This is a genomic window from Streptomyces sp. NBC_01433 (assembly GCF_026340105.1).
In the GTDB taxonomy this organism is placed as follows: domain Bacteria; phylum Actinomycetota; class Actinomycetes; order Streptomycetales; family Streptomycetaceae; genus Streptomyces.
Genome location: NZ_JAPEPM010000001.1, coordinates 272,226 through 292,228 on the forward strand (window position 1 = coordinate 272,226; position 20,003 = coordinate 292,228).

Consider the following 20,003-nt stretch of genomic DNA (forward strand, 5'->3'; position numbering starts at 1 on the left):
CACCACCATCCGGTCTTCGGACTCAACCCGTGGCATGAGACGGAGCGGGGATTTCCACCCGTGCTCCGATGCGTCTTCATCCGGTGGTGCCGAAGAATCACCGTATGAGCCGCACGACCCCCGCCGCCCCGGCCCCGCGTCCGCCCACGGCCCGCGCCCCTTCCCCGCGGGTACGGCAGCGTGCCCGGGACCGGGTTCGGCAGCGGGTGCGCCGCTGGTCGGCGGCGCCCGCGTACCCCTGGCTGACCGGAGCCGCTCTGACTCTCTTCGCGCTGGGGGAGCTGGCCGTCGTGCCGGGCTCGGCCATCACCTCCTTCGGCGTGCTGGTCTGCACGGCGTCGCTGATGTGGCGCGGTTCCCGGCCCGCTGTCGGCCTCCTGACGGTCGGTGCGGCGCTGCTCAGTTTCGCGACCGACGGCAACATGGCGTACGCGACGGTGGCCGGTGCGCTGATCGGCTGCTACACCCTGGGGCGGCACCGTGTGCAGCATCCGGCGCTGCTCGTGCTCGGCGGGGCGCTGGCCTCGCTCACCGTCAATCTCGTCCACATCGACCGCTGGGCGCGGGCCGGCTCCCCGGGGCTGCCCGCGCTCCAGGGCAGCGATCGCTTCAGCCTCGGGCTGTACGCCGAGACGATGGCGCTGACGGTGGCGATCCTGGGGGCGGTCAGCATGGGGGACGCGGTCCGGGCCCGCGAGGAGACACGGCACGAGCGGGCCGCCGCCCAGTCCCGGCTGCTGGCGATGGAGCGGCGCCAGGCGGCCGAGGCGGAACGGGCTGCCATCGCCCGGGAGTTGCATGACATGGTCGCCCACTCGGTCTCGATGATCGCGGTGCAGGCCGAGAGCGCGACGTACACGACGCCGGATCTCTCCCCGCAGGCCCGCGACGCCTTTCAGCAGATCGCCGGGACGGCCCGGTCCTCGATGACGGAGCTGCGCAGGCTGCTGGGAGTGCTGCGGACGGAAAAGGCGACCGCCGCGCTGACCGCGCCGCAGCCGTCGCTGGCCGGCATCGGCGAGCTGCTGGAACAGCACCGCGCGGTGGGTGAAACGGCCGAACTGCACATCAGCGGCGAGGCGATACCGCTGCCCGCCTCCTGGGAGCTGTCGGCGTACCGGATCGCGCAGGAAGCCCTGACGAACGCCCGCCGTCACGCGCCGGGGGCCCACGCGGTCGTGGAGATCGGCTACCGGCCGGGCCTGCTGACGGTCCGGGTCAGTGACAACGGACCGGGCCCCGTCCCGGCCACGGCCGACGGCGGCAACGGAGGCAGCGACAAAGGAGGCCACGGCCATGGTTTGGTGGGCATGGGCGAGCGGGCCGCCCTGCTCGGCGGCCGGTTCACCACCGGCCGGGGTCCGGCCGGTGGCTTTCTCGTGGAGGCGGAACTGCCGTGGTGATCCGAGTGCTGGTGGCCGACGACCAGGCGGTCGTACGGACCGCCTTCTCCAATCTGCTGAGCACGCAGGAGGACATCGAGGTGGTGGGCGAGGCCGAGGACGGGGAGCAGGCCGTCCGGGGCGCCGCCGAACACCGGCCCGATCTGGTGCTGCTGGACATCCGCATGCCCCGGCTGAACGGCATCGAGGCGGCCCGTGAGATCGTCGCCGCCTCGGAAGGTGCCACCAGAGCGCTGATGCTGACGACATTCGGCCTGGACGAGTATGTGTACGACGCACTGGCCGCGGGGGCGAGCGGCTTCCTGCTGAAGGACGCGACCTTCCCCGAACTGCTCCATGCGGTACGGGTGGTGGCCGACGGGCATGCGTTGCTCGCCCCCGAGATCACCGGACGGCTGATCGCGGAGTTCACCCGGCAGCGGGTCAGCGCTCCCCCGGTCCGCGACGTCGATGGCCTCACGGCCCGCGAGGCCGAAGTGCTCGTCCTGATCGCGCAGGGTCTGTCGAACAGGGACATCGCCGACCGGCTCACCATCACGGACCACACGGTCAAGACCCATATCAACCGGCTGTTCACGAAGATGGAACTGCGGGACCGGGCACAGGCGGTGATCCTGGCTTACGAACTGGGCCTGGTCGTCGCCGGTACGGGCCCCGCGTGACGCCGCCCCTGCCGCAGGGCATCAGCCCGTCACCCCGCCCGGGCCAGGACCACCGTCTCCGCCGCGTCGAAACCGACGCCCACGACCGCGCCCTCCGGCGGGGTGTCCCGCAGCGCGCACTCCGCCTCCAGCTCCGGTCCGTTGTCGGGCCGCAGCCGCACCGCGACATGGTTCCCCCGGAACGTCCGCACCCCGACCGTGCAGCGCAACCCGTCCTCCGGCACGACTATCCGTACCCCGGCGGGACGGACCAGCAGGTCACACCGGCCCTGGGGCGACCCCTCGGGCACCGGCACCTTGCCCCACGCCGTGTCGGCGGCCGTGCCGGTCACCGTCGCGTCCACCACGTTGTCGAAGCCCAGGAACCGGGCGACGAACGCGGAGGCGGGCCGCTGCCAGACCTCCAACGGCGTACCCACCTGGGCGATCCGGCCGTCCCGCATGACGACGACCCGGTCGGCGAGCGCGAAAGCCTCGCCCTGGTCATGGGTGACGGCCAGCACCGTCGTGCCCAAGCGGCCGAACAGCGTGCGCAGTTCGACGACGAGGCGTTCGCGCAGACTGCGGTCCAACTGGCCCAGCGGCTCGTCCAGCATCAGCAGCTTCGGGCGCGGGGCGAGCGCGCGGGCGAGGGCGACGCGCTGCTGCTCACCGCCGGACAGTGCGGCGACCGCACGCCGCTCCGCGCCGGGCAGGCCCACCAGATCAAGGAGTTCCCCCACCTCGCGGTCCGTCTCGGCGCGACCGGACCCATGCATCCGCAGCCCGAAGCCCACATTGGCGCCGACGTCCCGGTGCGGGAACAGCTGGTGGTCCTGGAACATCAGCCCGAGCCCGCGCCGGTGCACGGGTACCCCCGCCTGGTCGGCCCCGTCCAGCAGCACCCTGCCGCCGTCCATCGCCTGCAACCCGGCGACGACCCGCAGCAGGGTGGACTTCCCGCTGCCGCTCGGCCCGAGCACACACACGATCTCGTGGTCGGCGACCTCCAGATCCACGGCGTCCAGGGCGGCCCTCTTCCCGAACCGGACCGTGGCGGCTTCCAGCCTCAGCATGCGCAGAACTCCCCAGCCATCACTCAGAACTCCCCGGATCGATCGGTGCGGATGCGTTCGAGGAGCAGCAGCGACACCGCGCACACGAGCATCAGAATGGTGCTGAGGGCCATCGCCTGCCCGTAGTTCAGTTCTCCGGACCGCCCCAGCAGCCGCGCCACGGCGACCGGCAGCGTCGGGTTGTCGGGCCGCGCGATGAACACGGTCGCCCCGAATTCGCCGAGCGACACCGCGAAGGCGAAGCCCGCCGCGACCAGCACAGCCCTGCGCACCAGGGGCAGATCGACCTCGCGCCAGGCCCGCAGCGGAGAGGCACCGAGCACAGCCGCCGCCTCGCGCAGCCGTCCGTCCACCGCACGCAGCACCGGCAGCATGGTCCGTACGACGAAGGGGACGCCCACCAGCGCCTGGGCCAGCGGCACCAGGATCCAGGAGGTCCGCAGGTCGAGCGGTGGCTTGTCCAGGGTGATCAGGAATCCGAAGCCGACGGTGACGGCGGACACCCCGAGCGGCAGCATCAGCAACGCGTCGAAGCCTCGCACCAGCCGCCCCGCCCGCCGGGTCAGCGCCGCCGCGGCCAGCCCTCCGACGACCAGGGCGATGGCGGTCGCGACGAGCGCGTACTGAAGGGAGTTCCCGATCGCCTCGAGCGGGGCGACCAGGAAGGTGGAGCCGCTCGCCCCGGCGGACTGGAGCGCCCGGTAGTAGCCGAAGCCGTAGCCGCCGGGCCCGTCGAACGAGCGCTCCACCAGCACTCCGAGCGGGAGCAGGATCAGCAGCAGGACGGTCAGCAGTACCCCGCCGAGCAGCGCCCGCTGTCCGGCGCCGTGCGGACGGCGGGCGGTCTGCGCGGGGTCGACGAGCTTCAGCGCGGTCTCGCGGCGCCGCACCGTCCAGGCGTGCACGCCGAGGATCGCGCCGACCGCCGCGAACTGCACCAGGGTCAGCACGGCGGCCGTCGGCAGATCGAGCAGTTGCGCGGTCTGCCGGTAGATCTCCACCTCCAGGGTGGAGTAGGCGGGACCACCGAGGATCTGTACGACGCCGAAGGAGGTGAAGGTGAACAGGAAGACCATCAGCGCGGCGGCTGCGACGGCGGGCGCCAGCGCGGGCAGCGTCACCCGCCGCCAGGCGGCGAACCGTCCGGCTCCGAGCACCCGCGCGGCCTCCTCCTGCCGCGGGTCGAGCTGCGACCAGAGCCCTCCGACGGTCCGCACGACCACCGCGTAGTTGAAGAAGACATGGGCCAGCAGGATCGCCCACACGGTGGTGTCGAGCCGGACGCCCCACAGTTCGTCCAGGAATCCGCCGCGTCCCAGCAGTGCCAGGAACGCCGTACCGACGACCACGGTCGGCAGGACGAACGGCACCGTGACGACCGCCCGCAGCAGTTGCTTTCCGGGGAAGTCGAAGCGGGCGAACACATAGGCGCCGGGCAGTGCGATGAGCAGGGTGAGCGCGGTCGAGGCGAATGCCTGCCAGGTGGTGAACCAGAGGACGTCCAGGATGTCCGGCCGGGCCAGCACCTCGCCGATCCGGCCGAACTGCCAAGTGCCCCCGGCCTTCAGCCCGCGGCCGACGATCGCGGCCACGGGGTAGGCGAAGAACACCGCGAAGAACGCGACGGGCACGGCCATCAGACCGAGCCGCACCGCGTTCCCGCGACGGGCTCCGCGGGGCCCTCCACCGCTCTGCCGAACCTCCGAGGACCCGGCCCCGGCCGACTTGGCTACTTCACGACGAGCGAGTGCCACGACTGGACCCACTGCTCACGGTTCTCGGCGATCTTCTCCGGCGCCAGGGTGGCCGGCTTGTCGGCGGTCGCGCCGAACTTCGTGAAGAGCTCCGGAAGCTTCGCGTCCTTCGCCACCGGGTTCACGAACATGTTCAGCGGCATGTCCTCCTGGAACGTCTTGCTGATCAGGAAGTCCAGCAGCGCCTTGCCGCCCGCCTCGTTCTTCGCCCCGGTCAGCAGCCCGGCGAACTCGATCTGCCGGAAGCAGGTCCCGGCGGCGACGCCGGTCGGTGCCTCGGCCGGCTGCGGCTTCGCGTACAGCACCTCGACCGGCGGGCTGGAGGCGTAGGAGACGACGAGCGGCCGGTCCGCCTTGGTCTTCTTTCCGCCCGCGGAGCCGGAGAACTCCTCGTTGTACGCCTGCTCCCAGCCGTCGACGACCTTGACCCCGTTGTTCTTCAGCTTCTTCCAGTAGTCCTGGTAGCCGTCCTCGCCGTGGGAGGCGATGGTTCCGAGGAGGAAGCCGAGGCCGGGTGAGGAGGTCGCGGCGTTCTCGGTGACGAGGAGGTTCTTGTACGCGGGCTTCAGCAGGTCGTCGAAGGACCGCGGCGGCGCGAGCTTCTTGTCGGCGAAGTACTTCTTGTCGTAGTTGACGCAGATGTCGCCGGTGTCGACCGGTGTGACCCGGTGCTTGTCGTCCAGCCGGGTGTCGGCCGCGACCCGGTCCAGGCCCTTCGCCTCGTACGGCGTGAACAGGCCGTTGTCGAGGGCGCGGGAGAGCAGGGTGTTGTCGACGCCGAAGAAGACATCGCCACGCGGAGAGCCCTTGGTCAAAATCTCCTGGTTGAGCGCGGCACCGGCGTCGCCGCTCTTCAGCACCTCGACCGTGTAGCCGGACTCCTTGGTGAACTCCTTGAGCACGGAGTCGGAGGCGTTGAAGGAGTCGTGGCTGACCAGGGTCACGGTCCTGGAGCCGGAACTCTTCGTACCACCGGACCCCGCGCCCGCGTCGTCGGAACTGCCGCAGCCCGCGAGCGCGGTGACGCCGAGGGCCGCGGCGAGAGCCGTCGCCGCGTACTTCGTGGTGGTGTTCATGTGATTCCTCCTGGAGTGACCAGGAAGAGACGCGGCCCTGCCCGCGCCGGAACGAACCGGAAGCGGGCAGGGCGCAACAGCTTGAGTAATGACCGAACTTCCTACCCGGAATGACCCGGGCGAGGTTCAGAGGGTCTGCGGCCAACCTGTCCTTGGTGCCGCACTCTCAGCGCTGTGGCGCTCCCCTGTCGGAATATGAAGTTGATTTCGGTCCCAGGCTACACGGGCGTTTTCCGGCCTCAGCGCTCGGAGGCGGCCAGCTGCCCGCAGGCCCCGTCGATCTCCTGACCCCGGGTGTCACGCACGGTCACCGGTACGCCATGGGCGGCGATGGCCTCGACGAAGGCCTTCTCGTCCTCGGGCCGCGAGGCGGTCCACTTGGAGCCGGGCGTCGGGTTCAGCGGGATCAGGTTGACGTGCACCCGCTTGCCCTTGAGAAGCCGGCCGAGCAGGTCACCCCGCCATGCCTGGTCGTTGATGTCACGGATCAGCGCGTACTCGATGGAGATGCGGCGGCCGGACTTCTCGGCGTACTCCCACGAGGCGTCCAGCACCTCGCGGACCTTCCAGCGGGTGTTCACCGGGACGAGGGTGTCGCGCAGCTCGTCGTCCGGGGCGTGCAGCGACACGGCGAGACGGCACTTGAAGCCCTCGTCGGCGAAGCGCAGCATGGCCGGAACCAGACCCACGGTCGAGACGGTGATCCCGCGCTGCGAGAGCCCGAGGCCGTCCGGCTCGGGGTCGGTCAGCCGACGGATCGCGCCGACGACCCGCTTGTAGTTGGCCAGCGGCTCGCCCATGCCCATGAAGACGATGTTGGAGAGCCTGGCGGGGCCACCCGGAACATCGCCGTCGCGCAGCGCCCGCATGCCGTCCACGATCTGGTGCACGATCTCGGCGGTCGACAGATTGCGGTCGAGCCCGGCCTGCCCGGTCGCGCAGAACGGGCAGTTCATCCCGCAGCCGGCCTGCGAGGAGATGCACATCGTCACGCGCTCGGGATAGCGCATCAGAACGGACTCGACGAGCGTCCCGTCGTGCAGCTTCCACAGCGTCTTACGGGTGGTGTCGTCGTCGCAGCTGATGTGCCGGACCACGGTCATCAGATCGGGGAACATCGCCTCGGCGAGCCTGTCCCGCGACGCGGCGGGAATGTTGGTCCACTCCGCCGGGTCGTGCGCGTACCGCGCGAAGTAGTGCTGCGAGAGCTGCTGGGCGCGGAACGGCTTCTCGCCGATCGCGGCGACTGCTTCCTTGCGCTCTGCGGGCGTGAGGTCGGCGAGGTGCCGCGGCGGCTTCTTGGCTCCGCGGGGCGCGACGAAAGTGAGTTCTCCGGGCTTAGGCATGGTTCATCCAGTGTCGCAGACAGACGGGTGAGGGCCCGCCGCCCTGTGGACAACGGACCCTCACTCGTAGAAATCGCAGGTCGGACGGCATCTGTACGCGTCAGCTCGGCCGGACCGGTGGACCTCGGTGGCTCAGCCTGATCCGACGAACAGCACCAGCAGCAGCCACACCACCGGCGCGGTCGGCAGCAGCGAGTCCAGCCGGTCCATGATGCCGCCGTGGCCGGGCAGCAGCGTGCCCATGTCCTTGATGCCCAGGTCACGCTTGATCATGGATTCGCCCAGGTCACCGAGGGTGGCACTGGCGGCGACCGCGAGACCCAGCAGCAGCCCCTGCCACCAGGAACCGCCGTCGATCAGGAACTCCATGCACAGCGCACCGGCGGCCATCGCGAAGGCGACCGCCCCGAGCAGGCCCTCGCGGGTCTTTCCGGGGCTGATACGTGGTGCGAGCTTGTGCTTGCCGAATCGCCAGCCCACGGCGTACGCGCCGGTGTCGCTGACCACGGTGAGCAGCAGGAAGGTGAGGACCCGCTGCGGCCCGTCGTCCGCCGTCAGGAGCATCGCGACGAACGTGGCCAGGAACGGTACGTAGAACGCGGCGAAGACCCCTGCGGTGACGTCCTTGAGGTAGCCCTCCGGCGGCTGCGTCATCCGCCAGACCAGCACCGCGAGGGCGGTCAGCGCCATGGCGACCCAGGCACCCTCCGCACCACGCGCATAGCCGGCGACGACCATGGCGGCCCCGCCGACGGCGAGCGGCACGAGGGGAGCCTTGATGCCCTTGCGCTCCTCCAGCCGGGAGGTGAGCTCCCAGAGGCCGACGACGACGGCGAGCACGATCACGCCGACGAAAACAGCCTTCACGATGAAGAGCGAGGCGACGATGACGGCGCCGAGCCCCACGCCCACCCCTATGGCGGCGCGCAGATCACGCCCCGCACGCTTCTTCTGCGGCGGGGGCGGCAGCGGGGTGGACATGGGCTCCTGCGGCATCTCGTCACGGAACAGGGGGCCGCTGACGTGAGCGGCATCCCTGTTCCGGTCGTCGCGGTCGTCTGCGTCTCTACCTGCGTCGGGAACGTCCGGCACGTTGGGCATGGGCCGAGTCTGCTGGGCGTCATGCACATCGTGGGCAGGACCCGCCGGAGCAACTCCCATCTCGGGCGTGCTCCAGTATCCGGCTCCCTGCGCGGCGCCCCAGGAAGAGTCGTTCATCAGACTTCGAGCAGCTCGGCTTCCTTGTGCTTGAGCAGCTCGTCCACCTGCGCGACGTACTTCGCGGTGGTGTCGTCGAGCTCCTTCTCCGCGCGACGCACCTCGTCCTCGCCGGACTCCTTGTCCTTGACGAGCTTGTCGAGCGTCTCCTTGGCCTTGCGGCGGATGGAGCGGATCGAGATCTTGGAGTCCTCGGCCTTGGTCTTGGCGACCTTGATGTACTCCTTGCGGCGGTCCTGGGTGAGCTCGGGGAAGGTCACCCGGATGATGTTGCCGTCGTTGCTCGGGTTGACGCCGAGGTCGGAGTCGCGGATCGCCTGCTCGATGTTGCGCAGCGCCGTCTTGTCGAACGGCGTCACGACGGCCATCCGCGGTTCGGGAACCGAGAACGAGGCCAGCTGGTTGATCGGGGTCAGCGCGCCGTAGTAGTCGGCGACGATCTTGTTGAACATCGCCGGGTGCGCGCGGCCGGTGCGGATCGCGGCGAAGTCCTCTTTCGCGACGACAACGGCCTTCTCCATCTTCTCCTCGGCCTCGAGGAGGATTTCTTCGATCACCACGTGCTCCTGCGTGTCTTGAGTGGGCCCGGCATCGTCATCGCCGGGCCCGGCGGGTCCTGCGTCGCGTCCTCACCTGCACGGTGTCCGACCGGCAGGCCGTTGTCCATCCTTGGGGCCGTCAGGCCCGGGTGCTCTCGTCGCTCACGAGCGTGCCGATCTTCTCACCCTTGACGGCACGGGCGATATTGCCCGCGGCGGTCAGCTCGAAGACGAGGATCGGGAGCTGGTTGTCACGGCAGAGCGTGATGGCGGTGGCGTCGGCGATCTTCAGATCGCGGGCGAGCACCTCGCTGTACTCCAGCGCGTCGAACTTCACCGCGCCGGGGTTGGTCTTGGGATCGGAGTCATAGACGCCGTCGACCCCGTTCTTGCCCATCAGCAGTGCCTCGGCGTCGATCTCCAGGGCGCGCTGGGCGGCGGTGGTGTCGGTGGAGAAGTACGGCATCCCCATGCCGGCGCCGAAGATGACGACGCGCCCCTTCTCCAGGTGCCGCACGGCACGGAGCGGGATGTACGGCTCGGCGACCTGGCCCATGGTGATGGCGGTCTGGACGCGCGAGTCGATGCCTTCCTTCTCCAGGAAGTCCTGGAGCGCGAGGCAGTTCATGACCGTGCCGAGCATGCCCATGTAGTCGGACCGGGCCCGGTCCATGCCGCGCTGCTGGAGCTCGGCACCACGGAAGAAGTTGCCGCCGCCGATGACGATCGCGATCTCCGCGCCGTCGCGCACGACGGCCGCGATCTCGCGGGCGATGGCATGCACGACATCGGGGTCGACACCGAGACCTCCGCCACCGGCGAATGCCTCGCCGGACAGCTTCAGCATGAAGCGTCCGGAAACCTTGCCGTCGTCGCGCTTGTGGTCACCCTGAGTGGCGTCCGCGCCCTTGTCCATGGAAATTCTCCTCGTGCACATACGAAGAAGGCCATTGCCGGTGGGTCCGATGTCCCTCAGCGGCAATGGCCTCCTCGTCAGATCTGCGGTCGTCCGGCATGAGTGCGGCCGTCGACTGCACTAGACCCTATCGGGGTCCACCGTTTTTCGCGGACGGACTCAGATGCCGACCTTGATGCGCGCGAAGCGCTTCAGGGTGACACCGGCCTCGTCCAGGACCTTCTGAACCGACTTCTTGGCGTCCAGCGCGTACGGCTGGCCGAGGAGGGTGGCCTCCTTGAAGAAGCCGTTGACGCGACCCTCGACGATCTTCGGGAGCGCGGCCTCGGGCTTGCCCTCGGCGCGCGTGGTCTCCTCGGCGACGCGGCGCTCGGCCTCGACGATCTCGGCGGGGACGTCCTCGCGGGACAGGTACTTCGGGGCGAAGGCGGCGATGTGCTGCGCGATGCCCTTGGCCAGCACGGCGTCGGCCTTGTCCAGCTCGACCAGGACACCGATCTGCGGCGGCAGGTCGGGCATGGTGCGGTGCATGTACACGGAGACGTACGAACCGGTGAACTGCGCGAAGCGGTCCAGCACGATCTTCTCGCCGAGGTTGGCGTTGGCCTCGTCGACGTACGCCTGAACGGTCTTGCCGGGCTCGATCTCGGAGGCGAGCAGCGCCTCGATGTCGGCCGGGGACGTCGCGGCGACGTGGGCGGCGAGCGTGTTGGCGACGGCCTGGAACTTGTCGCCCTTGGCGACGAAGTCCGTCTCGCACTTCAGCTCAAGGAGGACGCCGGACGTCTTGTCCTCGGAGATGAGGGAGACGACGGCACCGTTCTCGGCAGAACGGCCCTCGCGCTTGGCGACGCCCTTCTGACCCTTGATACGGAGCGCCTCGACGGCCTTGTCGACGTTGCCATCGGCCTCGTCGAGCGCCTTCTTGCAGTCCATCATGCCGGCGCCGGTGAGCTCACGGAGCTTCTTGACGTCAGCGGCGGTGTAGTTCGCCATGAGTCTGTATTTCTCTCTCGAAGTCTGAAAGATCTACGGGTGAACGGCGGGGGCGGTGCCCTGTGGCACCGTCCCCGCCGTCTTCAGCCGTGACGGGTGTCAGGCCTGCTCGGCGTCCGCGGCCGGAGCCTCGGCAGCGGGGGCCTCGGCAGCGGGCGCCTCGGCGGCCGGGGCCTCGGCGACGGCCTCAGCGGCGTCGGCGGACTCGGCGTCCGCGACCTTCTCGGTCTCGGCGGAGGTCTGGACCTCGGCGGTGGCCGCGGTCTCGTCCTTCTTGTCGCCCTCGAGCAGGTCGCGCTCCCACTCGGCGAGCGGCTCGCCGGCGGCCTTCTCGCCCGGCTTCGAGTCACCGGTGGCGGCACCGGAACGGGCGATGAGGCCCTCGGCGACGGCGTCGGCGATCACGCGGGTGAGCAGGGTGACGGAGCGGATCGCGTCGTCGTTGCCCGGAATCTTGTAGTCGACCTCGTCGGGGTCGCAGTTGGTGTCGAGGATCGCGACGACCGGGATGTGGAGCTTGCGCGCCTCACCGACGGCGATGTGCTCCTTCTTGGTGTCGACGATCCAGACGGCGCTCGGCACCTTCTGCATCTCGCGGATACCACCGAGGGTCTTCTCCAGCTTGGCCTTCTCGCGCGAGAGGACCAGGAGCTCCTTCTTGGTGAGGCCGGAGGCGGCCACGTCCTCGAAGTCGATGAGCTCAAGCTCCTTCAGACGCTGAAGGCGCTTGTAGACGGTGGAGAAGTTGGTGAGCATGCCACCGAGCCAACGCTGGTTGACGTACGGCATGCCGACGCGCGTCGCCTGCTCGGCGATGGCTTCCTGCGCCTGCTTCTTGGTACCCACGAACATGATGGAGCCGCCGTGGGCGACGGTCTCCTTGACGAACTCGTAGGCGCGGTCGATGTACGACAGCGACTGGAGCAGGTCGATGATGTAGATGCCGTTGCGCTCGGTGAAGATGAAACGCTTCATCTTCGGGTTCCAGCGACGGGTCTGGTGACCGAAGTGGACGCCGCTTTCCAGCAGCTCCCGCATCGTGACGACGGCCATGGCCGTACTCCTTGAGGTGCTCGGTTATCGCGACCGCAGGATTGCGATCGCGCCTGACGCCCCGACGCGCCGTGCCACAAGGGACCGAGGAGCGCGGCCACCTCCGCAGAGAGGGAGGTGGCGGGGCGTGCGAAGTCGACCCGGTGACCCGGATCGCCACAAGAAGTGTACGGGACCCGATGAGTGCCGGGTGACGGCGATGTCCACAACCGGCGAGTAGTCCACAGGAGCGGTTCATGATCCCCCCGATCGCGCCCGGCGGGAGATCGTTGCGGGCATGCGAAGCACACCCGGACCGCCCCGCTCCCGCTCACTCCCGACCGGCTTCTCGCCCTTTCCCCGGGCCGCGCTGTCGGCCGCCCTGTCACTGGCCGCCCTGGTGACCGCCCTGCTGGTGGGGTTGCTCGGACCGGCGGCGGGCCGGGCATCCGCCGCACCGGGCCCGGCGCCGGACGGCGACCGGGTCTGGCCACTGGCCGGGCGACCCACGGTCCTGCGGGGCTGGGAGCCGCCGGCCGGCCCGTACGGGCGGGGCCATCGCGGCGTCGACCTCGCCGCGCGGCCCGGCGGCGAGGTGCGGGCTGCCGCCACCGGCCGGGTGTCGTTCGCGGGTCGGGTGGCCGGGCGCGGGGTGCTCGTCATCGAGGTGGCGAGGAGTGGGGATCCGCCACTGCGCACCACGTACGAGCCGGTACGGGCGCTGGTCGCGCGGGGCGAGGAGGTGACCGCGGGCCGGCCGGTGGGCGCGCTGGAGGCGGGGCCGTTCCATTGCCGTACGGGCTGTCTGCACTGGGGGTTGCGGCGCGGGGACGCCTATCTGGACCCGCTGTCCCTGCTGCCGCCCTCGGCGCTGCGACGGGGTCCGTCCCGGCTGCTGCCGGTGTTCGGCGTACCGCGACCGGACTCACCTGAGCCCGAACCGGTACGGGCCGGGCTCCCGACGGCGTCACGGACCGCCGGGTACGACGGCACAGCCACCGAAGACACCGGACCCGGCGGCGCCCACGGGCACGGCGTCCTCCCGGCGATGACTCCGCTCGTGGCGGCAGCGGCGGTGGCGCGGGGCCGGATCAGCCCCGTACGCCGCGCAGGATCATGGCGACGGCGGTGTCCGCGACGACACCGGGCTCCTCCGCCACTCCCAGTTCGATACGGCGTACCGCCGCGTCGACCGAACCCTGCAGCAGCATCGCCGCCAGCCTCGGCTGGGCGTGGCCGAGATCGCCCAGCGCCTCCACGATCATGGCGATCAGACTGCCGTGCGCGGCACGGATCTTCTCGCGGGCGCCCGCGTCCAGCTCGCTCGCGGAGATCGCGACGACCGCGCGATGGCGTCGGTCCCCGACGAGATCGAGTTGTCGGCGCACATACGCCTCGATCTTCTCCTCGGGGGCCTGGGCCCGCTCCATGGCGTTCTCGATCTCGGCCGCCCAGACGGGGAAGTCGACGGCGCAGAGCTCCTCGACGACGGCCGCACGAGAGCGGAAATACTCGTACACGGAGGACCGGGCAAGGCCCGTGCGTTCGGCGAGTGCGGGGAAGGTCAACGCCTCCGTACCGCCCTCGGACAGCAGGGAGCGCGCGGCGTCCAGGAGGGCGCCGCGCTGCATGGTCCGGTGCTCGGCCACGGAGGCCGCTCGAATCCTGGGCACGCCTCCACTCTACGGCGGCAGGTGTTCGAGGGAAGGGTGCAGCCTCCGTCGGGATGGCCGAACGGCGAGCGCTCAGCGCCCGGCGTCGGCCAGTTTCGCCCGGAGTTGCAGCACGGACTTGGTGTGGATCTGGCTGACCCGGCTCTCGGTGACGCCGAGGACATTGCCGATCTCGGCAAGTGTGAGGCCCTCGTAGTAGTAGAGGGTGACGACCGTCTTCTCCCGGTCGGGGAGTGTGTTGATGGCACGCGCGAGCAGCCGTCTGAGCTCACGGTCCTCGGCGACCTCCACCGGATTGTCGGCGGCGGTGTCCTCCAGCGTGTCCATCAGGCTCAGCCGGTCACCACCCTCGCCGCCGACATGCAGCAACTCCTCCAGGGCCACCACGTTCGCCAGCGACAACTGGCTGAAAACCGCGTGCAGTTCCTCCAGGGCGATACCCATCTCCGAGGCCACTTCGGCCTCCGAAGGCGTGCGCCGCAACTGGGCCTCCAGCGTGGCGTAGGCGCGTTCCACGTTCCGCGCCTTCTGCCGCACGGAGCGCGGGATCCAGTCCAGGGCCCGGAGTTCGTCGATCATCGCGCCGCGGATCCTGGTGATCGCGTACGTCTCGAACTTGATGGCCCGCTCGATGTCGAACTTCTCGATGGCGTCGATCAGCCCGAAGACCCCGGAGGAGACGAAGTCGGCCTGCTCGACGTTGGAGGGCAGTCCCACGCTGACCCGGCCCGCGACATATTTGACGAGCGGCGAGTAGTGGAGGATCAGCTGCTCCCGCAGGCGCTCGTCGCCCGTGGTCTTGTACGAACGCCACAACTCGTCGAGCGAGGAGGGGGCGGGAGGACGCACAGTGCCACGCGCAGCCGGTGGTACTGCCGCGCGGTCAGACCCGGAGGTGTGCTGGGGCATGTGGTGCCTTGAGCCGTTCTGCCGTGAAGTGCTGGGGGACGTTTGTCTGGGGCGGAATCCTTGTGAGCGTAGCGTGACTGAAGCGTCGCAGTGCGCGCAGAACGGAGGTTCGGTGCTGTGCGCTGACGTACCCGCGTTCACGCCGTCGGACATGACCGATGGCCGGGACCGTCGCCGCGCGCACCGGCCCCGGGAGCGCCGCTGGATTAGCTGCCGAGGTCATCGGCATTACCTTTTCACCCGAATGCCCCAGGTCAAGTACCGCCTCGCCGCGCGTCGGCGTTGCATGTCGGCCCATTGGTCAACCGCCATCCGTCGCCCTGACGTTCTACGAACCCCAGTGAGTGCAGTTCGTACAGTCGCCCGAGGGTTTCGTCGGCGGACGTTCCTGCGGCACGGGCCACGTCACGCACGTCGGTGATGCCGTGGTAGGGAAGGGCGTCCAGGACCCTCGCGGTGACCGCGTCCAGCAGGTCCCTGGGCAGTACGGGGCCGCGTCTGGCCGGTGCGAGGTCGCCGATGTTCCCCACCAGTTCGGCGACTTCCGCCGCGTCGGTGACCAGGACCGCTTCGCCGCGCAGCAGCTCATGGACTCCGGCGGACAGACCACTGGTGGCCGGGCCCGGCACTCCCATGGTGAAGCGGCCGAGACGCTGAGCGCTGCGGGCGGTGACGAGCGAACCGCTGCGGTATTCGGCCTCGACCACGACCGTCCCTCTGGTGAGCGCGGCGATCACCCTGTTCCGGAGGATGAATCTGCTGCGTGTGGGGTGGGCGGCAGGCGGCAGCTCCCCGATGACCAGCCCCTGTTCCGCCATGCGTCCGATCAGCTCGGTGTGGCCTCGGGGATAGGCGACGTCGACCCCGCACGCCAGCACCGCCATCGTCGCCCCGCCCGCGGCCAGCGCACCGCGGTGGGCCGCCCCGTCCACCCCGAACGCGGCGCCCGACACCACGACCCAGCCACGCTCCGCGAGCCCGGCGCCGAGGCTTGCCGCCATGTGGGCGCCGTACGGTGTGCAGGCCCTGGCGCCGACCACCGCAACCGAACGCAGGGCCCACAGGCGCAGGTCGGGACCCCCGCGCACCCAGAGCCCGATCGGCCGCGCGTCGCCCAGGTCATCGAGTTGTCCGGGCCACTCCTGGTCGCCCGGACAGAGGAAGCGCCCGCCCACCGCGGCCACGGCAGCCAGGTCCCGCTCGGGCTCGGCCGCCGCGGCACGCAGCCGATAGCCGCCCAGGCGCGTCGCGGTCATCCCCGGCAACTCCTCGGCCGAGCCGTCCCGGGCGGTGAGCCGACGTATCAGCTCGACCGGCCCCGCCTCCCGCAGCCACCGTCCGGCACGCTCGTCGCCCGGCTCCAGAATCCGTGTCAGCGCGACCCGCGCCAACCGCACCCGCTCCCCTCGTCCTTCCTGCCCCGGCCCCGTACGCCCCGCCTCTTCCGCCCCTTCCCCCTGCCCGGTCTGCTCCACCCACTCCATCCGCCCCGCCTGTCCCGCCCGTCCTGCCTGCCCCGCACCACCGTTACCCGCCCGTCCCGCACCACCGTCCCCCGTCTCGTCGGCAGCCGCTCCCCCGTCCGCCCCCAGCTGCCGTTTCACGATGTTCCGGCGTTCATCGGTACCCCGCGCTGGATGCCCGTCCGCAGCTCCAGGGCCACCGCGATGTCGGAGGCGTCCGGGCGGTCGGCGCCCCGCAGGTCCGCCACTGTCCACGCCACCCGTAGCACCCGGTCGAGGCCCCGGGCCGTGAGGATGCCGCGTTCCATGTCCCGCTCCGCCGCCATCAGCGCCCCCGGCGCCGCGAGCAGCCGGGTCCGCAGTTCGTGTCCGGGCACTTCGCTGTTGGTGGTCCAGGGCGTGCCTGCCAGCCGGTCGGCGGCCCGTGCCCTGGCCTCCCGCACCCGGGCGGCGACCTCGGCCGTCGACTCGCCCCTGCCGCCGCGCCCCATCAGGTCGGCGCGGTCGACGGGCTCCACCTCGACGCGCAGGTCCACCCGGTCGAGCAGGGGCCCGGACAGCCTTGCCTGGTAGCGGCGAACGGCTGAGGGCGGGCACTCACAGCCGGCGCCGCTGAGCGTGTGCCGGCCGCAGGGGCACGGGTTCGCGGCGAGCATCATCAGGAATCTGGCGGGCAGCCTCACCACCCCGGCCGCCCGCGCGACCACGACATGGCCGGACTCCAGCGGCTGGCGCAACGCGTCGAGCACCTTCCCGGAGAATTCGGGCGCCTCGTCCAGAAAGAGCACCCCGCGATGGGCCAGCGAGACGGCTCCCGGCCTCGGCAGCCCATTGCCCCCGCCGACCAGCGACTGCATCGTCGCCGAGTGGTGAGGTGCGCAATACGGCGCTCTGGCGACCAGGGGTTCACCCGGTGGGAGGATTCCCGCCACCGAGTGGATCGCCGTCACTTCGAGGGATTCCTTCCGGGTCAGCGGAGGCAGGATCGCCGGGAGGCGCTCGGCCAGCATCGTCTTTCCGGCCCCCGGCGGCCCGGAGAGCAGCAGATGGTGTCCCCCTGCGGCGGCGACCTCCAGGGCCTTGCGGGGACGCGGCTGCCCCGCGACATCCGCCAGGTCGGGCCGGTGGCCGTCACCCTGCCCGCAGAGTGCGGCGAGACCGGAGCCGACACCGGCGCCCGGCACCATCAGCCCGGCCAGCATCGCGTCCGGACGTCCCGGGTCATCGGCCGGCTCGTCCGGCACGGGCTCGTCGCCCAGCACCGCGATGAGCTGGCGCAGGCTCCGTACACCGAGGACCGAAACACCTGGTACAAGGGCCGCTTCCCCGGCCGTCTGCTCGGGGACGACGACATGGCGATACCCCGCCTCCGCGGCGGCGAGCACGGCGGGCAGCACCCCGCGGACCGGGCGCACCCTGCCGTCCAGGCCGAGCTCACCGATCATCACCACATCCGCGATGGAACCGGGGGCGATCCTCTCGGCCGCGCCGAGGACCGCACACGCGACAGCGAGATCGAACCCCGAACCCCCTTTGGGTACGGATGCCGGGGAGAGCCCCACCGTGAGTTTCTTCTGCGGCCACTCCGCCCCCGAATTGACCACGGCGGCCCTGACCCGGTCCCGGCTCTCCACCAGGCTCTTGTCCGGCAGCCCCACCAGGGTGAACGCCGCCACTCCCGGTTCCAGGTCCGCCTGGACCTCCACCACCACACCCTCGACGCCGACCAGCGCCACCGAACACGCTCGCGCGAATCCCATCAGGACACCCCGCGCACATGCTCGGTGACCGCAGCGCCGCGCCTCGGTACGACCACTCCGACCAGGTCGATCCGGACCCCGCCGTCCGGTGGTCCGCCGTGGCCGTCGAGCCAGATCTCCGCGAGCCGTCGCAGCCGGTCCGCCTTGGCCGGGGTGACGGCTGCCATGGGATGCTCGAATACTCCGGACCTGCGGGTCTTCACCTCGCAGATGACCAGTGCGTCGCCGTCCCTGGCGACAATGTCGATCTCTCCGGCGCGACAGCGCCAGTTGCGCTCCAGCACGGCCATTCCGGCGTCGGCCAGCAGCCGCGCCGCCAGATCCTCGCCGTACCGCCCGAGTGCCCCCCGTGCGTTCATATCGGCACCACCTCCGGGACCGACTCTGACGTGTCCGGCCCGGACGTGTGGATCTTGGTGGACAACTCCGTGATTGTGGATAACCCGGTCACCCGTCAGGGCGACCGGGTCGCGCGGATCAGCCGCCCGGAAGTTCGAGGTCGCTCTTGTTGAGCTCCTCGATGTTCACGTCCTTGAACGTCAGCACGCGGACCTGCTTGACGAACCTCGCCGGCCGGTACATGTCCCACACCCAGGCATCCGCCATGGATACTTCGAAGAAAACCTCACCCTGGACCGAGTGCACCTGCATCTCGTAGTCGTTGGTGAGGTAGAAGCGCCGTTCGGTCTCGATCACATATTTGAACAGACCGACGACATCGCGGTACTCCCGGTAGAGCTTCAGCTCCATCTCGGTCTCGTACTTCTCGAGGTCCTCGGCGCTCATGGCATGTTCCCCTTCAGCCGTGCGTCCCCCCATTGTGCGTCAGCCCCCGGCACCCTTGAACGATTAGACGATTTCGGGGGCCAGAAGCAGCGGAGCACGTGGGGGACCCTCGTCGAGGAGCGTGCGCAGCAGCTCGGCGAGTCTGGTCGGATACACCGTCTCACGCGCCGCGAGCAGTTCGGCGGAAGTCCACCACCTCAGACCGGCAACACTGCGCCGCTCCAGTTCGGTGAGGCCCTGGGGAGCGGTGGCGGTCTGCGCCGTACGGGCCAGGAAGTACCACTCGTCCTGGTTCCAGCGCCGCCCGTCGAACGGGAAGGAGCAGATCCGCTGCCAGAGCACGGGGCCCAGCTCGATGTCCGTGATCCCGGTCTCCTCGGCGAGCTCGCGCCGCGCCGCCTGTTCCCGGGTCTCGTCGCCCTCCAGGCCGCCGCCGGGCGTGAACCACCAGGTGTCCGCCGGGTCGTCCGGCTCGTACCCGTGCATCAGCAGGATGCGGTCCTCGGGATCGAGGAGCACCACTCGGGCGACCCTCCGGATCTCGGCAGCCCCCGGCGTCCCCTCGGTCTCAGCCGGCATCGGCGGCCGCCGCAGTGCGCTGCTTCCCCCGGCCGGTCCGGCCGGACCCGGCAGACCCACCGGACCGACCGGACCGACCGGACCGGGCGAAGCGCGCGGCGATCGGTCCATACGCGGCGCCGCCCAGAATGAGCACCAGCCCCACCACGACCGTCCCGAGCTGGAGCCGCAAAGGTCCGCTGGAGGACACCCCGCCGGGCAGCGCCGCGAAGGAGTCCGGCCGTCCGATCATGCCGTTCATCGGCCACGCCACCGCGTCGACCCGGGCCTCGACTGCGCTGCGGGGGACCGAACCCTGGCTCGGGTCGCCGATGTGGACCCGGGAGTCCAGCGAACCGGCCCGTTCGTCACCGAGCAGGAAGAGCTGGTCCTTGGGCACTTCGGCGGTGAACCCCTGAGGCGAGGCCGGGGTCCGCGCCGCGGAACCGGCCGTCCCGTCGTACGCCCGCAGATACGGTTCCTCCATGGGGGTGCCGTTGATGGTGAGCCGACCGCCCTTGTCACAGCAGGCCACCTTGTCGCCTCCGACACCGACGACCCGCTTCACCATCGGCACAGCGCCCCAGGCCGAATCGGTGAACACCACCACGTCCCCGCGTCGCACATCGGCACCGTCCACCCGTTCCGCGAGCACCCGGTCCCCGGCGTTCACCGTCGGCGCCATCGAATCGGTCGGCACCGTGTACGGCTTGTACACCACCGCTGCCCAGGCGAATCCGCCGAGGAAGAGCACACAGCCGACGGCCACGGCCAGACCCGACAACACATTGCCGAGCCGACCGCGGCCGCCATCCGTACGTCCTGTTCCGCTCATCCCAGCGCTCCCCCATCGGAGA

Annotated in this window: 19 protein-coding genes, 1 pseudogene and 1 riboswitch; of the genes and pseudogenes, 3 read left to right on the plus strand and 17 right to left on the minus strand. The window is 70.3% G+C overall.

The window, feature by feature from the left end; translation table 11 throughout:
* The first annotated feature begins 104 nt into the window (after nt 1-104).
* A complete protein-coding gene (locus OG413_RS01095; RefSeq protein ID WP_266802407.1) occupies nt 105-1,403 on the plus strand; it encodes a sensor histidine kinase in 1,299 nt (432 codons plus the stop codon).
* Nucleotides 1,397-2,065: a response regulator transcription factor gene (locus OG413_RS01100; protein ID WP_266802408.1), complete on the plus strand. Its 669-nt coding sequence runs from the start codon at nt 1,397-1,399 to the stop codon at nt 2,063-2,065. Before OG413_RS01095 ends, OG413_RS01100 begins: the two co-directional genes overlap by 7 nt.
* 29 nt (nt 2,066-2,094) lie before the next feature.
* On the opposite strand, the gene OG413_RS01105 is transcribed toward OG413_RS01100, so the two are convergent.
* From OG413_RS01105 to rpsB, 9 genes are all read right to left on the minus strand, one after another.
* Nucleotides 2,095-3,120: an ABC transporter ATP-binding protein gene (locus tag OG413_RS01105; RefSeq protein WP_266802409.1), complete on the minus strand. Its 1,026-nt coding sequence runs from the start codon at nt 3,118-3,120 to the stop codon at nt 2,095-2,097.
* A gap of 23 nt (nt 3,121-3,143) precedes the next feature.
* Entirely contained in the window at nt 3,144-4,757 is a 1,614-nt protein-coding gene (locus tag OG413_RS01110) for an iron ABC transporter permease (RefSeq protein ID WP_266802410.1), read from the minus strand.
* A gap of 92 nt (nt 4,758-4,849) precedes the next feature.
* On the minus strand, nt 4,850-5,950 hold the full coding sequence (locus tag OG413_RS01115; protein ID WP_266802411.1) for a thiamine ABC transporter substrate binding subunit: 1,101 nt from the start codon (nt 5,948-5,950) through the stop codon (nt 4,850-4,852).
* Nucleotides 5,951-6,030: 80 nt separating this feature from the next.
* Nucleotides 6,031-6,147: riboswitch (TPP riboswitch) on the minus strand.
* 42 nt (nt 6,148-6,189) lie between these two features.
* Nucleotides 6,190-7,296 (minus strand): 23S rRNA (adenine(2503)-C(2))-methyltransferase RlmN, encoded by a 1,107-nt coding sequence (rlmN, locus tag OG413_RS01120; RefSeq protein ID WP_266802412.1) that lies wholly within the window; start codon nt 7,294-7,296, stop codon nt 6,190-6,192.
* 132 nt (nt 7,297-7,428) lie between these two features.
* Complete coding sequence (locus tag OG413_RS01125; protein ID WP_266802413.1) at nt 7,429-8,514, minus strand: phosphatidate cytidylyltransferase; 1,086 nt, start codon at nt 8,512-8,514, stop codon at nt 7,429-7,431.
* A complete protein-coding gene (frr, locus tag OG413_RS01130) occupies nt 8,514-9,071 on the minus strand; it encodes a ribosome recycling factor (protein WP_073726823.1) in 558 nt (185 codons plus the stop codon). Before frr ends, OG413_RS01125 begins: the two co-directional genes overlap by 1 nt.
* Nucleotides 9,072-9,192: 121 nt before the next feature.
* Complete coding sequence (pyrH, locus tag OG413_RS01135; protein WP_266802414.1) at nt 9,193-9,969, minus strand: UMP kinase; 777 nt, start codon at nt 9,967-9,969, stop codon at nt 9,193-9,195.
* Between the two features lie 159 nt (nt 9,970-10,128).
* Entirely contained in the window at nt 10,129-10,965 is an 837-nt protein-coding gene (gene tsf, locus OG413_RS01140) for a translation elongation factor Ts (RefSeq protein WP_266802415.1), read from the minus strand.
* A gap of 99 nt (nt 10,966-11,064) precedes the next feature.
* On the minus strand, nt 11,065-12,018 hold the full coding sequence (rpsB, locus tag OG413_RS01145) for a 30S ribosomal protein S2 (protein WP_266802416.1): 954 nt from the start codon (nt 12,016-12,018) through the stop codon (nt 11,065-11,067).
* A gap of 400 nt (nt 12,019-12,418) precedes the next feature.
* On the opposite strand from rpsB, the pseudogene OG413_RS01150 reads away from it, so the two are divergent.
* Nucleotides 12,419-12,913: pseudogene (locus OG413_RS01150) on the plus strand (murein hydrolase activator EnvC); the annotation flags it as partial.
* Nucleotides 12,914-13,088: 175 nt separating this feature from the next.
* On the opposite strand, the gene OG413_RS01155 reads toward OG413_RS01150, so the two are convergent.
* From OG413_RS01155 to lepB, 8 genes are all read right to left on the minus strand, one after another.
* On the minus strand, nt 13,089-13,646 hold the full coding sequence (locus OG413_RS01155; protein ID WP_266809798.1) for a TetR/AcrR family transcriptional regulator: 558 nt from the start codon (nt 13,644-13,646) through the stop codon (nt 13,089-13,091).
* A gap of 96 nt (nt 13,647-13,742) precedes the next feature.
* On the minus strand, nt 13,743-14,579 hold the full coding sequence (gene whiG, locus OG413_RS01160; RefSeq protein ID WP_266802417.1) for an RNA polymerase sigma factor WhiG: 837 nt from the start codon (nt 14,577-14,579) through the stop codon (nt 13,743-13,745).
* Between the two features lie 254 nt (nt 14,580-14,833).
* Entirely contained in the window at nt 14,834-16,063 is a 1,230-nt protein-coding gene (gene dprA, locus OG413_RS01165; RefSeq protein ID WP_266809800.1) for a DNA-processing protein DprA, read from the minus strand.
* 116 nt (nt 16,064-16,179) lie between these two features.
* On the minus strand, nt 16,180-17,802 hold the full coding sequence (locus tag OG413_RS01170) for a YifB family Mg chelatase-like AAA ATPase (protein WP_266802418.1): 1,623 nt from the start codon (nt 17,800-17,802) through the stop codon (nt 16,180-16,182).
* The gene (locus OG413_RS01175) at nt 17,802-18,161 is read right to left on the minus strand and encodes a YraN family protein (protein ID WP_266802419.1); all 360 of its coding nucleotides are present in this window, start codon (nt 18,159-18,161) and stop codon (nt 17,802-17,804) included. Before OG413_RS01175 ends, OG413_RS01170 begins: the two co-directional genes overlap by 1 nt.
* A gap of 118 nt (nt 18,162-18,279) precedes the next feature.
* Nucleotides 18,280-18,588, minus strand: a complete 309-nt coding sequence (locus tag OG413_RS01180) for a DUF2469 domain-containing protein (protein ID WP_003965949.1) — start codon at nt 18,586-18,588, stop codon at nt 18,280-18,282.
* Nucleotides 18,589-18,651: 63 nt separating this feature from the next.
* The gene (locus OG413_RS01185; protein ID WP_266802420.1) at nt 18,652-19,167 is read right to left on the minus strand and encodes an NUDIX hydrolase; all 516 of its coding nucleotides are present in this window, start codon (nt 19,165-19,167) and stop codon (nt 18,652-18,654) included.
* Nucleotides 19,157-19,981 (minus strand): signal peptidase I, encoded by an 825-nt coding sequence (gene lepB / locus OG413_RS01190; protein WP_266802421.1) that lies wholly within the window; start codon nt 19,979-19,981, stop codon nt 19,157-19,159. The genes OG413_RS01185 and lepB overlap by 11 nt, the downstream gene beginning before the upstream one ends.
* Nucleotides 19,982-20,003 lie beyond the last annotated feature (22 nt).

Excerpts from the sequence above, each read along its gene's own strand:
- OG413_RS01095 (WP_266802407.1), top strand. The coding sequence starts at position 105 with ATGAGCCGCACGACCCCCGCCGCCCCGGCCCCGCGTCCGCCCACGGCC.
- OG413_RS01105 (WP_266802409.1), bottom strand. The coding sequence starts at position 3,120 with ATGCTGAGGCTGGAAGCCGCCACGGTCCGGTTCGGGAAGAGGGCCGCC.
- OG413_RS01110 (WP_266802410.1), bottom strand. The coding sequence starts at position 4,757 with ATGGCCGTGCCCGTCGCGTTCTTCGCGGTGTTCTTCGCCTACCCCGTG.
- OG413_RS01115 (WP_266802411.1), bottom strand. The coding sequence starts at position 5,950 with ATGAACACCACCACGAAGTACGCGGCGACGGCTCTCGCCGCGGCCCTC.
- rlmN (WP_266802412.1), bottom strand. The coding sequence starts at position 7,296 with ATGCCTAAGCCCGGAGAACTCACTTTCGTCGCGCCCCGCGGAGCCAAG.
- OG413_RS01125 (WP_266802413.1), bottom strand. The coding sequence starts at position 8,514 with ATGAACGACTCTTCCTGGGGCGCCGCGCAGGGAGCCGGATACTGGAGC.
- pyrH (WP_266802414.1), bottom strand. The coding sequence starts at position 9,969 with ATGGACAAGGGCGCGGACGCCACTCAGGGTGACCACAAGCGCGACGAC.
- tsf (WP_266802415.1), bottom strand. The coding sequence starts at position 10,965 with ATGGCGAACTACACCGCCGCTGACGTCAAGAAGCTCCGTGAGCTCACC.
- rpsB (WP_266802416.1), bottom strand. The coding sequence starts at position 12,018 with ATGGCCGTCGTCACGATGCGGGAGCTGCTGGAAAGCGGCGTCCACTTC.
- whiG (WP_266802417.1), bottom strand. The coding sequence starts at position 14,579 with ATGCCCCAGCACACCTCCGGGTCTGACCGCGCGGCAGTACCACCGGCT.
- dprA (WP_266809800.1), bottom strand. The coding sequence starts at position 16,063 with ATGGAGTGGGTGGAGCAGACCGGGCAGGGGGAAGGGGCGGAAGAGGCG.
- OG413_RS01170 (WP_266802418.1), bottom strand. The coding sequence starts at position 17,802 with ATGGGATTCGCGCGAGCGTGTTCGGTGGCGCTGGTCGGCGTCGAGGGT.
- OG413_RS01175 (WP_266802419.1), bottom strand. The coding sequence starts at position 18,161 with ATGAACGCACGGGGGGCACTCGGGCGGTACGGCGAGGATCTGGCGGCG.
- OG413_RS01180 (WP_003965949.1), bottom strand. The coding sequence starts at position 18,588 with ATGAGCGCCGAGGACCTCGAGAAGTACGAGACCGAGATGGAGCTGAAG.
- OG413_RS01185 (WP_266802420.1), bottom strand. The coding sequence starts at position 19,167 with ATGCCGGCTGAGACCGAGGGGACGCCGGGGGCTGCCGAGATCCGGAGG.
- lepB (WP_266802421.1), bottom strand. The coding sequence starts at position 19,981 with ATGAGCGGAACAGGACGTACGGATGGCGGCCGCGGTCGGCTCGGCAAT.